This is a genomic window from Cryobacterium breve (assembly GCF_004402375.1).
In the GTDB taxonomy this organism is placed as follows: Bacteria; Actinomycetota; Actinomycetes; order Actinomycetales; family Microbacteriaceae; genus Cryobacterium; species Cryobacterium breve.
The window spans coordinates 190,677-203,559 of record NZ_SOGJ01000011.1 but is presented as its reverse complement, the minus strand read 5'-3'; the positions used below and the strand labels follow the sequence as shown (position 1 = coordinate 203,559).

10 protein-coding genes are annotated in these 12,883 nt (G+C 68.2%); 9 read left to right on the top strand and 1 reads right to left on the bottom strand.

Annotated elements, in window-relative coordinates; genetic code table 11:
* Positions 1 to 57: 57 nt before the first annotated feature.
* From E3O65_RS04115 to E3O65_RS04075, 9 genes are all read left to right on the top strand, one after another.
* Positions 58 to 2,253, top strand: coding sequence for an ATP-dependent DNA helicase RecG (locus E3O65_RS04115; protein ID WP_134362463.1), 2,196 nt, complete (start codon positions 58 to 60; stop codon positions 2,251 to 2,253).
* Between the two features lie 60 nt (positions 2,254 to 2,313).
* Positions 2,314 to 2,802, top strand: coding sequence for a pantetheine-phosphate adenylyltransferase (gene coaD, locus E3O65_RS04110; RefSeq protein ID WP_134362462.1), 489 nt, complete (start codon positions 2,314 to 2,316; stop codon positions 2,800 to 2,802).
* A gap of 86 nt (positions 2,803 to 2,888) precedes the next feature.
* Positions 2,889 to 3,860: an AAA family ATPase gene (locus tag E3O65_RS04105; RefSeq protein ID WP_134362599.1), complete on the top strand. Its 972-nt coding sequence runs from the start codon at positions 2,889 to 2,891 to the stop codon at positions 3,858 to 3,860.
* A 67-nt stretch (positions 3,861 to 3,927) separates the two neighbouring features.
* On the top strand, positions 3,928 to 5,463 hold the full coding sequence (locus E3O65_RS04100; RefSeq protein WP_166785646.1) for a DUF58 domain-containing protein: 1,536 nt from the start codon (positions 3,928 to 3,930) through the stop codon (positions 5,461 to 5,463).
* Positions 5,450 to 7,846 (top strand): transglutaminase TgpA family protein, encoded by a 2,397-nt coding sequence (locus E3O65_RS04095; protein WP_166785645.1) that lies wholly within the window; start codon positions 5,450 to 5,452, stop codon positions 7,844 to 7,846. The genes E3O65_RS04100 and E3O65_RS04095 overlap by 14 nt, the downstream gene beginning before the upstream one ends.
* 11 nt (positions 7,847 to 7,857) lie before the next feature.
* Positions 7,858 to 8,430, top strand: coding sequence for a YceD family protein (locus E3O65_RS04090; protein WP_134362459.1), 573 nt, complete (start codon positions 7,858 to 7,860; stop codon positions 8,428 to 8,430).
* A 2-nt stretch (positions 8,431 to 8,432) separates the two neighbouring features.
* Complete coding sequence (gene rpmF / locus E3O65_RS04085) at positions 8,433 to 8,636, top strand: 50S ribosomal protein L32 (protein WP_066596228.1); 204 nt, start codon at positions 8,433 to 8,435, stop codon at positions 8,634 to 8,636.
* A 165-nt stretch (positions 8,637 to 8,801) separates the two neighbouring features.
* On the top strand, positions 8,802 to 9,488 hold the full coding sequence (gene rnc, locus E3O65_RS04080; RefSeq protein WP_134362458.1) for a ribonuclease III: 687 nt from the start codon (positions 8,802 to 8,804) through the stop codon (positions 9,486 to 9,488).
* Positions 9,489 to 9,520: 32 nt separating this feature from the next.
* Complete coding sequence (locus E3O65_RS04075) at positions 9,521 to 10,471, top strand: Fpg/Nei family DNA glycosylase (protein ID WP_134362457.1); 951 nt, start codon at positions 9,521 to 9,523, stop codon at positions 10,469 to 10,471.
* Positions 10,472 to 10,574: 103 nt separating this feature from the next.
* Here the strand turns inward: E3O65_RS04075 and E3O65_RS04070 are convergent, their stop codons facing one another.
* Positions 10,575 to 12,431, bottom strand: a complete 1,857-nt coding sequence (locus E3O65_RS04070) for an alpha/beta hydrolase family protein (protein ID WP_241985681.1) — start codon at positions 12,429 to 12,431, stop codon at positions 10,575 to 10,577.
* Positions 12,432 to 12,883 lie beyond the last annotated feature (452 nt).

Sequence of the window (12,883 nt, the reverse complement as noted above, 5' to 3'; positions counted from 1 at the left end):
AGGCGAACCGACGGCGGCCCGGCGCCGCCTGTCCGAGGTGCCGCCTACGATCGAAGCATGACCGATTCGGAGGCTGCCGAAAAACTCGCCCCGGTGACCCTCGACAGCAAACTCGCCAATGTGGTGGGCGGCAAGACCGCCGTCGCCCTGGGCAAGGCCTTCGGCGTGGATACCGTCGGTGACCTGCTCAGTCACTACCCGCGCCGCTACGCCCGCCGCGGCGAGCTCTCGTCGATCAGCCTCTTGCCGCTTGACGAGAACGTGACGATCGTCGCCGAGATTCGCAGTGTCGAGGAACGCCCGATGAAGGCCCGTAAGGGATCCATCGTCGAGGTCAAGATCTCTGACGGCCGCGGCATCCTCAGCCTCACCTGGTTCAACCAGTCCTGGCGGGCAAGGCAGCTCCAACCCGGCATGCGTGGCATGTTCGCGGGCAAGGTCTCCGACTACCGCGGCCACCTGCAGCTCACGCACCCGACCTACAAGCTCTTCGGCCCCGGCGCCGACGATGAGCCCGAGATGCCGACGGATGCCGCGGCCGCCAAACTCTGGATCGAGCAGCCCGTCGCCATCTACCCGGCCACCAACACCATGGCCAGCTGGCAGATCGCGCAGACCATCGCGATCCTGCTCGACAGTGTGGGCCACGTGCCCGACCCGATCCCGTCGGAGCTGCGCGGCGAGCGCGGACTGCTGCCCCAGGGCCGCGCCCTGGAACTGATCCACCGCCCGGAAACCGATTCGGATTGGCGCCGCTCCCGGGACACCCTGCGGTTCACGGAGGCCTTCGTGCTGCAGAGCGCACTGGTGCAGCAGAGGCTCATCGCTCGCCAGCAGCAGTCCACTGCACGCGTGCCGGCGCCCGCCGGCCTACTCGAGCGATTCGACGCCGCCCTTCCCTTCACGCTCACCGCCGACCAGCGGGGTGTGGCCGCGGAGGTGGCCGCCGACATGGCCCAGACCGCGCCGATGAACCGGCTCGTGCAGGGGGAGGTCGGCTCCGGCAAGACCGTGGTGGCCCTGCGCGGCATGCTCGCCGTCGCCGATTCGGGCGGCCAGTCCGCGTTCCTGGCTCCCACCGAGGTTCTGGCCGCCCAACACCTGCGCTCGATCGTGCGCTCCCTTGGACCGGAGCTGTCGGCCGAGTTGATGCCTACCCTGCTCACCGGGCAGCTGCCGGTGGCGGAGCGCCGCAAGGCTCTGCTCCGGGTGGTGTCCGGGCAGGCGAAGATCGTAATCGGCACACACGCTCTGCTCGGCGACAAGGTCACGTTCTTCGATCTCGGCCTGGTCGTCGTCGACGAACAGCACCGTTTCGGCGTGGACCAGCGCGAGGCGCTGCGGCTCAAGGGGGCCGTGCCGCCGCATGTGCTGGTGCTCACCGCCACCCCTATCCCGCGCACGGTGGCCATGACGGTGTTCGGCGACCTCGATGTGAGCACGATCGCCGAGCTGCCGGAGGGGAGGCAGGGCATCGAGACGTTCGTCGTGCCGCTCGTCGAGAAGCCGAGCTGGGTGACCCGGGTGTGGACCCGGCTGGCCGAAGAACTCGCCCTGGGGCGTCAGGGGTTCGTGGTCTGCCCGGCCATCGCCCCGAAACAGCTTGAAGAGGGGGCGGAGGTCGATCCCGAGGCGGCCGCGCCGGCATCCGTCGAAGTGGTGCTTGCCGAACTGCGTCGCAACCCGGCCCTCGCCTCGGCTCGTATCGAGCCGCTGCACGGGCGAATGACGAGCGAAGAGAAGGACCAGACCATGAGGGCCTTTGCCGCCGGGCAGATCGATGTGCTCGTCGCGACGACCGTGATCGAGGTCGGCGTCGACGTGCCCAACGCCTCCGCCATGGTGGTGCTGGATGCCGACCGGTTCGGTGTCTCCCAGCTGCACCAGCTGCGCGGTCGCGTGGGCCGCGGCGGCGTTCCGGGGCTCTGTCTGCTGGTCACAACCGCGGAAGCGGAGACCATCGCGCGCGAGCGGGTCGAGGCGGTGGCGGCCACCCTCGACGGATTCGAACTGGCCCAGGTCGACCTGGAGCTGCGCCGGGAAGGCGATGTGCTCGGCAACAACCAGTCCGGGGGCCGGTCCTCGCTGCGCCTACTGCGGGTGGCTACCGACGGCGATCTGATCGGGGAGGCCCGTGGCCACGCGCAGCGACTGAGCGATCACGACCCGCGCCTGGAGAGCGTACCGGCGCTGCGCGAAGCGGTGCGCCGCCGCCTCGACGACGCGGAACGGGCCTCGCTGACCAAGTCCTGACGGGCCCGAGATCAGCCCATGTACAGGCACCGTTCACGCTCTCGGGCTAGGGTGAGCGCTATGCGCAGGATCGCCGTCGTACCTGGTTCCTTCGACCCCGTCACCCGGGGTCATCTCGACGTGATCGCACGGGCGGCTGGTCTCTTCGACGAACTGCATGTGCTCGTCGTGCACAACCCCGGCAAGACGGCGCTGCTGCCGATTACGCAGAGGGTCGCCCTGCTGCAACGGTCCATCGCGGATGCCGGGCTGCCGGACAACATCGTGGTTTCCTCCTGGAGCATGGGGCTGCTCGTGGACTATTGCCTCGAGGTCGGGGCCAGCGTGCTGATCAAGGGCATCCGCTCCCAGATCGACGTTGCCTACGAGACCCCGATGGCGATCGTGAACCGCAACCTCGCCGCCGTGGAGACGGTCTTCCTGTTGCCCGACCCGGCCAACGCACATGTGTCCAGCTCCCTGGTGCGTCAGGTCGCCGCCCTCGGCGGCGACATCACCCCGTACGTCCCGCGAGCCGTTGCGGAGTTCCTGCAGAAGGCACCCGTGTGAGCGCCTCGCCCGTTCGTGCGGTGACAGTCCCGGCGCTCGCCGGAGCCGCGGGCGGGCCTGTCGTCGGCTCTGATGACGAGACCCCGATGGAGCTCACGGCCGTTGAGGCGGCGGCGCGGGCGATCATCCGCAACATGGAGGCCGTCATCGACGGCAAGCGCTCGGCCGTGAGCACCGCCCTCACGGTGTTGCTGGCCCAGGGTCATCTCCTGATCGAAGACGTTCCGGGCGTGGGGAAGACCATGCTGGCCAAGGCGCTGGCCAAGTCCGTGCACTGTACGGTCAGTCGCATCCAATTCACGCCCGACCTGTTGCCCTCCGATGTGACGGGCGTGTCGGTGTTCAACCAGGTCGACCGCCGCTTCGAGTTCAAGCCGGGAGCCATCTTCGCCAATATCGTGATCGGCGACGAGATCAACCGGGCAAGCCCGAAGACGCAGTCCGCGCTGCTGGAGTGCATGGAGGAACGCCAGGTCACGGTTGACGGCACCACCTATCCGTTGCCGTTGCCGTTCACGGTCGTGGCCACCCAGAACCCGATCGAGATGGAGGGCACCTACGCCCTTCCGGAGGCGCAAAGGGACCGGTTCATGGCCCGCATCTCGATGGGATACCCCGACACCGAGTCCGAAATGAGGATGCTGGATGCCCGAGACACCTCCAGCCCGCTGGACGGGATCGACGCTGTTGTCACCGGGTCCGAGCTGCGCGGCATGATGTCGGCCGTACGGAATGTCTTCGCCTCCGCGGCGGTCAAGGAGTACACGGTCGCCCTCGTGCGCGCCACCCGGGACGATCGCGACCTGCGCCTCGGTGCCAGCCCCCGCGCCACGTTGCAGCTTATCCGCGCGGCCAAGGCACGGGCGGCGCTGCACGGCCGGGACTACGTGCTGCCCGACGACGTCGACTCGCTGGCGGTGGCCGTGCTCGGGCACCGGCTGGTGCCCAGCAGCCGCGTGCTCGGTCACCATCAGGACAGTGGTCCCGTGATCGACGACATCGTGCGCCGGATCGTCGCCTCCATTCCTGTGCCTGTCGGCGCCCCCAGGCGCACCTGACGCCATGCCAGCGAATTGGCGGCGCGGTGGGGCGTTCTGGTTACCTCGGCTCACCGTCCGGGGAGGGATGTTCCTCATTCTGGGCGCCGGTCTGCTGCTCCTCGCCCTGATCGTCAACCACCGCGATCTCCTATTCATCGCCGGGCTGCTCCTCGCACTGCCGCTGGCCGCCGTCGTGTATGTCTCCGTGCGTCCGGTGCGCCTGCGGGTGACCCGGATGCTGCGCCCACCGGTGGTGCCGGCGGGCGGCGAGGCCGTCGTGGTGCTCAGTCTCCGCAACCTCTCCTCCCGGCCCGTGACGGGTCTTCGCGTGCGGGACACCGCGGCTGCGGGACTGACGGTGCCGGACAGCACGGCGCTGCCCGGGATGGGCGGCTCTCAGGGTGGGCAGGGGGCAGGGACCGACGCGCTGTCGTTCCAGTACCGGAGCACGGTGCCCCGGCGCGGGGTCTACGCGTCGGGGCCGGTTCTGATCGGGCGCTCGGACCCGTTCGGCCTTGCCGCCGGCGAGTGGGCGGTGGGGGAACCCCACGACCTCGTGGTGACGCCCCGGGCCACCCCGTTGACCGGACCCACCCTTGCCAGGGCGCTGAACGACGGCGAGGTCCCGGAGCGGCTCCGGCGGCTCCATCACAACGCCGATCCGCTGATTGCGCGCGAGTACCGGCCCGGTGACCCGTTGCGCCGGGTGAACTGGCCGGCCACGGCCCGGCTGGGCGAGATCATGGTGCGCCAGGAAGAAGAGCAGAGCAATCCGGGTGCCCGACTCGTGCTCGACACTGCGCTACGTGGCCGTCGCGTCCCCGCCGGCACCGGCGGGGACACCGATGACCAGCGCCTGGACCGTACGCGCGTCGAGCAGGCCTTCGAGGTGGCCGTCGAGTTGACGGCATCCGTGGGCGTGCACCTGCTCGAGGCCGGCTACCAGGTTGACCTGGTCGAGCTGGGCCCGAGCCAGTTGCGGCCGGGCCAGTCGGGCGCCGGCCCGTCCGAACCGAGCCAGTCGGGCGATGGCGGCGAGCTCGGCCGCGGCGGCTTGCGCGGGGAGGCGCCGGCGGTCTTCCGGTCCCCGGGCGGCGCCGTGCTCCTACTCGCGGGGCTGGCCCGCGTGGTGCCCGTGGACACCGCCGGGCTCTGGGAGGACCCGGAGCAATCTGCCCGGGATGCCCGGGATGCCCGGGCATCCCGGGAGGACCCTGGCCCCGCGGGCGCCGCGATCGAGAGCCCCGGGATTCCTCGGATTTCTGGACGCCGCGGAACACCTGGGACCGGTGACGCCAGTGGCAACGCCCAGACCGGCCCACCTTCCCCGCGCGACACCGGGTCGGCCGGGACCCCGAGCCCGTTGATGCCGCCCGGCGGTCCGCTGCCCACCTTCGCCGTGCTGGTTTCCGTCGACGCCCGAGACGTGGCCGGGCTCGCGAACCTCGTGAGTCAGAGCCGCCCAGCGGTGGCGTTCATGCTGGACACGGTCGACAGGGATGCCGTGCGCCTGCTCCGCGAGGCTGGCTGGCGCTGCATCGGGTTGCGGCAGGCCAGGGACATCCCGCTTGCGTGGGCGGAGTTCATCGGTGAGAAGCGGCCCGTTCATGACGCCGTCTGAGCCCACCACCACACTCGGCCCGCCCGCCGGCGTCAGTTCCGGTGTCGTGCAGCCCGGTCCGACCGCCCGGGCCGCGCGCATCGCCCAGGCGCAGTGGCCCCTCGCGGGTGCGCTCCTGCTGATGCTGGCCGTGGCCGGCGGCGCCCTCGCCCCGCTTCTGTCGGGAACCGACTGGTGGTGGCTGATGGCCATCTCCGCCGTCGTGGTGCTGCTCGGCAGTGCCGGGCTGCGTCGGGCCGGGCTGCCCGGGTACCTCGGCCCCCTCGCCGGGTTCGCGCTGCTCGTGGCCACCCTGACCCTGCTCTTCGGCGCGGGCACCGGTTGGGTCCTGGTGATTCCCACCGGCGCGACCCTCGACCGCTTCCGCGATCTGGTGCTCTCCGGCGCGCTCTCCATCGAGCAGCAGTCCACGCCCGCAGAGGCGACCGCCGGCATCCTGTTCCTGCTCGGTGTGGGCGCCGGCGTGATCGCGATCCTGATCGACACGCTCGCGGTCGTGCTGCGGGTGCCTGCGCTCGCCGGACTGCCCATACTGGTGCCGCTGCTCGTGCCAGGCCTGGTCCTCGACGCTGAGGCGAACCTGCCCGCCCTCGTTTTCACCGCCGTCGCCTACCTGTTGCTCCTGCGGGTCGAGATCCGGATGCGCGAAGCCGGCAGCACGGCCTTCCCGCCCGGGCGGCAGTGGGTGCCCGTCGCCCCCGGGGGAACGATCGTCGTGGGCAGCATTGCGATCGTGGCCGCGATCGTGGCCAGCGTCGTCATGCCTGCTCTGCCCGGCGGCGGCCTTGCCGGTGCTCGCCTGGGCGGCAGCCTGCTCTTCGCCAACGGTGTCAGTCCGATGATCAACCTCGGCCAGGATCTGCGGCGGCCGGACGCCGAGCCCGTGCTGCACTACCGCACGACGGCGACGCGGCCGCCCTATCTGCGGATGCTGACCCTCGACGAATTCTCCGGTCGCAACTGGACGGCCCGACTGGCCGAGGGGGACCGGGAGAACACCGTCGACGACATCGCCCTGCCGCCCGGTCTGTCGCCGGAAATCGCGACCAGCGAGACCATCACGACCATCGGCATCGACGATCTGGCGACCCGGTGGCTGCCGGCCCCGGCGCCGGCCCGCTCGGTGACCGGGCTGCTCGGCTTCTGGTACTGGAATGGTGTCAGCGGGTCCATTGCCAGCCCAGGCGATACGACTCGCGGGCAGGAATACACCGTGACGGCGCTCATGCTTGCACCGACGGCCGACCAGCTGCGGCAGGCAGAGGCCGACTATCCGGCCGGCGTCAGGAACAGCCTCGAACTGCCGCCTCAAACCCCGGCCCTGATCGGTGACACCGCGCGGGAGGTCACCGCAGGCACCGAATCGGCCTACGACGCGGCGCTCGCCCTGCAGGAGTATCTGCGCGGAACGGAGTTCAGCTACGACACCGAGGCTCCCGTCGAGGCTGACTATGACGGTGGGGGCGTCGACGTCGTCAGCACATTCCTCGAGGTGAAGAGCGGGTACTGCGTGCACTTCTCCTCGGCGATGGCCGTGATGGCCCGCTCGGTCGGCATCCCCGCCCGGATCGCGATCGGCTACCTGCCCGGGGCGCTGTCGGCGTCGAGCTCCATCGCCGGGATCGGCCGGTACAGCGTCGACACCCACGACCTGCACGCCTGGACGGAGGTCTACTTCGAGGGCGTGGGATGGGTGCCGTTCGAGCCGACGCCCGGCCGCGGCAGCGTGCCCGACTACGCGCGGGAGACGAGCGCCGCGGCCCCGATCAGCGAAGCAGGCCAGGTCGCTCCGTCGGGTGCGCCACGGCCCGAAGACGCCGGCAGGCAGAACGCCGCAGGCGGGGTCCAGGGCGCCGGAACGCTTGAAGAGGATGCCGGTGGCCTGCTGCGTCTCGGCCTGCTCCTCGTCGGTGCGATCGCCCTGCTCCTGGTGCCGGCCGCCGTGCGGGTGATCCGTCGCCGGTTGCGGCGTCGGGTCATAGTCTTCGGGCCGGGCGGGGCGGGCGAGGCGTGGCGGGAGGTCAGCGACACGGCCGTGGATCACGGTGTCGAGGTGCGGGACACCGAGACGCCGCGCGAGCTGACGGCCCGCCTGCGTCGGCTCGTCGGCACCCGGCCGGGAGCGGTCGGAGACACGGATCCGGAGAGCGTGGTCGAGGCCCTGGACCGGCTCCTCGTTGCGGCGGAGCGCAGCCGGTACGCCCGTTCAGTGGGCACGGGGGACTCGGCTCGCACGGCGCTCCTGGCGGCCGACCTCGACGTGGTGTTGCGCGGCATTCGTTCGGGGTCGCGATGGCGTGTGCGGGTGCAGGCGGTGCTGTTGCCGGCGTCGCTGTGGCGACAGGGCGAGCAACGAACGGAGCACCCAGCCGCGAACGCGTAGAATCTCCCACCGTGAGTAAGTTTAAGAAGACCCCGTACAAGGTCGATGTGCGCGACCTGATCAATCGTCCGGGAACAATGCACGAACGGCACCTCGAAATCGCCGTCCCGGAAGACCTCGGCGAAAGCCTGGTCGCCGTCAGGGCGGGTTCGACCCTGATCGCGAATCTGCGTCTGGAGACCCTGCACGAGGGCATTCTCGTGTCGGCCCAGGTGTCGGGAATCGCCGCCGGGGAGTGCGGGAGATGCCTGATCGACGTCGAGTTGCCGGTCCAAGTCGAGTTTCACGAGCTTTTCGCGTACTCTCTAGACGAAGCTTATGAAAGTGAAGTTCAAGATGACCACGTGGATCTTGAACCTCTGATCAGGGATGCGGTGGTTTTATCACTGCCGTTCCAGCCGGTTTGCCGGCCGGATTGCCCAGGTCTCGACCCCGAGACCGGCGAGCGGCTTGCCGAAGCCCCTGAATTCGTACCCGAAGAAAAGCGCGATCCCCGGTGGGCCGCGCTCATGAAATTCCAAGCTTCCGAAAGCAGCGGCACGGATGAAGACATCCAGGCTGAAACGGATAGAGAAGAGAAGTAGTCATGGCAGTCCCGAAGCGCAAGCAATCACGCTCCAACACCCGCTCACGTCGTTCCTGCTGGAAGGCCGAGGCTCCCACCCTGGTCAAGACCATGGAAAACGGCAAAGTTGTCTACAGCCTGCCGCACCGCGCCAAGGTCGTCACCGACGCCGCCGGCACGGCACTGTTCATGGAATACAAGGGCCGTAAGGTCGCCGACGTTTAATTCGTCTGAGTTTGATCGGGCTGTGCTTGATCGTCTGATGCCGCGCCGACGGATGCCGGGGAACCCCAATGCGGATTCCGCTCCGTGGAGTCGCGGCATCAGTGTTTTCGGCTTCAGTGTTGTCGGCATCAGTGTTGCCGGCAGGCGTGTTCTCGGCGGGCGCTCATGAGTATCGCGCCCGACAGGTCAGTCCTGCTGGCGACCCTCGGGGTGCAGATCGATCCGGCCCTGCTGGAACTGGCGCTCACCCACCGCTCGTACGCGTACGAGCACGGCGGCGTACCCACGAACGAGCGCCTGGAATTCTTGGGCGACTCGATCCTGGGGCAGGCCGTGACGGTCATGCTCTACCGGGAGTACCCGCTGCTCGACGAGGGTGACCTCGCCAAGCGCCGGGCCAGCCTGGTGTCGAGCGTTGCCCTCGCGGGCATCGCGCGAGGCATCGAATTGGGTGACTACGTGCGACTCGGCCGGGGCGAGATTCTCACCGGTGGTCGCGACAAGTCGTCGATCCTCGCCGACACCGTCGAGGCCCTCATCGGCGCCGTCTACCTCGATTCCGGCGGAGAGACGGCGACCGCGCTGGTGATGCGCCTGATCGAGCCGCTCGTGCGCGATCCCGGGCACTTCGGTATCTCCATGGACCCCAAGACGAGCCTGCAGGAAGCCGCGGCGCGACTGGGCTCCGGGGCTCCGGTGTATTCCATCGCCGAGAGCGGCCCCGACCACTCCAAGGTTTTCATCGCCACCGTAACCGTCGGCAAGGTCACGGCCGTCGGCGAGGGCACGAGCAAGAAGCACGCCGAGATGGCTGCCGCGCTCGATGCCTGGACGCGCCTCAGTACGTCCTGAGCTGCTGTCGGTCGTGTCGCTGAGAGGCTCGAATGCCGGAACTGCCTGAAGTTGAAGTTGTTCGTGCCGGTCTGGCGCCTGCGGTGACCGGAGCCGTGATCGCCGGCGTCGAGGTCTTCGAACGCCGATCACTGCGTCGGCATGACCCTGCGAGCGCGCCGTTCGCTGACCTGCTGCAGGGTCGGGCCGTGCTTGCGGCAGTGCGTCGAGGCAAGTTCCTCTGGCTGCCGCTGGATTCCGGGCGAGCGTTGGTGGTGCACCTCGGGATGAGCGGCCAGGTGCTGCTGCGCAGCCCCGGCTCGGACACGGACCGGCAACTGCGCATCCGTCTGCAGATCGAGCATCAGGAACACGGCGAACTGTGGGTCGACTTCGTCGACCAGCGCATCTTCGGCAGCATGGCCGTGGATACGATGCAGCCCACGCGCGACGGGCTTGTTGCCGGGTATTCCGGGCTCGTGGGCGATGCCTCCGGCGTGGGCGGTGCGCCCGGCCTGGCTGGTGCGAGCCCGGCTTGGCCCGGCCTGATCCCGTCCCAGGTGGCGCATATCGCCCGCGACCCGCTGGATCCGGGCTTCTCGGCGCCGCTGTTCCTGGCGGCCCTGGCCCATAAGAAGACCGGGATCAAGCGAGCCCTGCTTGACCAGACCCTGATTAGCGGAATCGGCAACATCTACGCCGACGAGGCCCTCTTCGCGGCCCGGGTGCACTACGAGCAGCCGGCTCACTCCCTGACGCCGGCGAAGGGGCGGGCGCTGCTCGCAGCGGTGCGCAGCATCCTGAACCGCGCCCTGGCCGAGGGCGGCACCAGTTTCGATGCCCAGTACGTGAACGTGAACGGACAGTCCGGGTACTTCTCGCACAGCCTGAACGCCTACGGCCGGCAGGGGTCGCCCTGTCCGCGCTGCGGCACGCCGCTCGTGCGGGAGCAGTTCATGAATCGTGGTTCGCACCTGTGCCCCCGCTGCCAGCGGCTGCGCTGACGCGCTGCCGCTGGCGCGAGAGCTGTGGTGTTCTCCACCGAACCTCGCCGGCCCTGCCGGTCGTGGGTGCCTGGTCTGGCAGACCGCGACCGGCCGGAACGCGCTAGCTGGTGAAGGTCAGCGTGTTGGTCACGGCGATCACGGTCACCACGAGAGCGTTGAGGAAACCGCCGATATACGGGTTGTTGGTGGCACGGTAGATCTTTCGGCTGATCACGGCCGTGACTGCGAGGAAGACGATCACCGGGATCAGCCAAATGCTGAAGATACCGCCGAAGCCAGGGATCAGCTCTCCGGTGACGAAGAAGGTGGTGTACTGGGCGACAACCAGGATGATCGGGCCGAGCGCGTTGAAGAGGGCGAGGATCGCCGTATTCACCCATTCCTTTTTCAGCATTGTGAACCGATTGAAGCTGTTGATGGCTACCGAGTTCAGCACGTAGTAGACGGCGAAGAACGGCAGATACAGCAGGGCGATGGCCAGCTTGTCCGGGGTGAAGGCCTTGACGGCCAGCACCCAGAGCCGGAAGTCGGTCTGAAAGAAGTAGTCCACGACGAAGATGATCGAGAATGCGGCCACCGCCACGGCGAGGGCAAGGCCCAGCCCGTGGAAGAACGTCCTCCACCCGGGGAGAACGCCGGCCAGCCGCAAGTCGAGCCCGGATTTGCGGCCGAAGACCACGTAGGAGACGGCCATGATGACCAGGGCTGCGAATCCGTTGAGCGCCGCCCAGATGGCGATGAACGCCACTGCTCCCTGGGTGAACACCGACGGTGCGAGGTTGAAGGCGATCGTCGCCATGGCCGGACTCTGGCTCAACGCGACGTAACTCCAGATGGACACGATCGTCGACAGCACCAGGCCGCCCCAGAACCAGGCGAGCCCCGTTCTGCCGGCGGGGGCGATGGTCATGGTCGCGGTGGTGGAGCGAAGGGATGCGAAGGCGCGAGTTTCGAGCAGCGCCCGCGTGAAGGCGACGAGGAAGATGGCGAACCCGACCAGACCCAGACCGTTGAAGAGCGCCTTGAACTGCCAGACCTGGGACCCAGCGGCGATGGCCGTCGGCTCACCGAGGGCGTCGTCGAAGAAGGAGACCACGGTTCCCGTGGTGGTCTGCGAGAAGGGCCCCCAGGGGTGCGTCTCGGCAGGCGTGTAGATCACCCGCATGGCGGCCCTGCCGTCGATTGTGTCTGTGTAGACCTCGCCGGCCTTGCGCTGGTCAGTGGGAACCGGGTCGGTGCCCGCCTGCAGGAACGACTGCGCGTTGGAGGTGGTGATGAAGTCGCGGGGCGCGGTGAGCGCGACACCGTCGGCGTCGTAGCTGCGAAAGAAAAACTCGTCGTACTGGTCGGCGACGATGCCGACGTCTCGGGTGCCGTAGAGGTTGAAGTACTCGTTGTCGGCTTCCGGGTCGCGATAGACCCCGTCATTGTCGACCAGGAGGACGGCCGCGATCAAGGGTTCGTCGGCGTCGTTGTCGAGTGCCACCGAGAAGTTGGCGGCACGGGCCCCGTTCGAGTGGCCGGTCGTGCCGATCCTGGCAGCGTCGACATAGGGAAGGTCGGCGGCCAGCTGAACTGCGTCATACATGCCGGTGCCTCCCTTGGCCTCCTCGCCCCGGGTGAGATAGTCCGAGTTGCCGTGGCCGTACATGTCAATCGAGATGACGACGAAGCCGCGTCGAGAGAGTTCGACGGAGTTCGCATCCTGCATCTCGCGGTTGTTCCACCAACCGTGGCTCGTGATGATCACGGGCGCTTTGCTGGTTGCCGTGGCCGAGTCGGGCTTGTAGAGCAGGGCGCTCATACTCATTCCGGACGCGGTCTCCCATCTCATGTCCTTGACGGCTACCGTTCCTCCCACCGTCTGCACCAGGGACGCCCCCAGTGCGGAGACGAAGCAGAGGATGAGGGAGAGCGCCAACCAAAAGGCGTTCTTCCGAAAAAAGGATTGTTTCACTGACTTGCTCCTACATATTGGTCTGGCGGTCGATGAACAGCGGTGTGAGAGGCACGCGGAAATGCCCGGTGCCCGGGGCCACTGTTAGACGCGGCTCGCCAGAGGGGAGGCCGCACGGTTGCCGTCGGCCCAGGTGGACGTGCTCGGAGGTGGCTCTTAAATCGGGAAGCTGGCCCGGGCGCACGGTGTCGCCGGCCGTGCGAGATGAACAAGTTCTGTGCAGACCACGTTGTCTCCTGAGATTGAGTTGATTTCATCCAATCAGGCTCGAAGTAGCCGTGTCTCCCATTTCGCCTGCACGTTTGCCCATCTTCCGACCTGCCGGAATGTGGGTCTAATCAGCTTGTTTGGTTGCGGTAATTCGGCGTTCCCGCGCGTTCGTCAGCGCTGACCTGACTCGAGGAAGCGCACTGTGCGGGCCGCCGGTCCAGCTCGGTCAGACGCACACAGCG

Excerpts from the sequence above, each read along its gene's own strand:
- E3O65_RS04115 (WP_134362463.1), top strand. The coding sequence starts at position 58 with ATGACCGATTCGGAGGCTGCCGAAAAACTCGCCCCGGTGACCCTCGAC.
- coaD (WP_134362462.1), top strand. The coding sequence starts at position 2,314 with ATGCGCAGGATCGCCGTCGTACCTGGTTCCTTCGACCCCGTCACCCGG.
- E3O65_RS04105 (WP_134362599.1), top strand. The coding sequence starts at position 2,889 with ATGGAGCTCACGGCCGTTGAGGCGGCGGCGCGGGCGATCATCCGCAAC.
- E3O65_RS04100 (WP_166785646.1), top strand. The coding sequence starts at position 3,928 with ATGTTCCTCATTCTGGGCGCCGGTCTGCTGCTCCTCGCCCTGATCGTC.
- E3O65_RS04095 (WP_166785645.1), top strand. The coding sequence starts at position 5,450 with ATGACGCCGTCTGAGCCCACCACCACACTCGGCCCGCCCGCCGGCGTC.
- rpmF (WP_066596228.1), top strand. The coding sequence starts at position 8,433 with ATGGCAGTCCCGAAGCGCAAGCAATCACGCTCCAACACCCGCTCACGT.
- rnc (WP_134362458.1), top strand. The coding sequence starts at position 8,802 with ATGAGTATCGCGCCCGACAGGTCAGTCCTGCTGGCGACCCTCGGGGTG.
- E3O65_RS04075 (WP_134362457.1), top strand. The coding sequence starts at position 9,521 with ATGCCGGAACTGCCTGAAGTTGAAGTTGTTCGTGCCGGTCTGGCGCCT.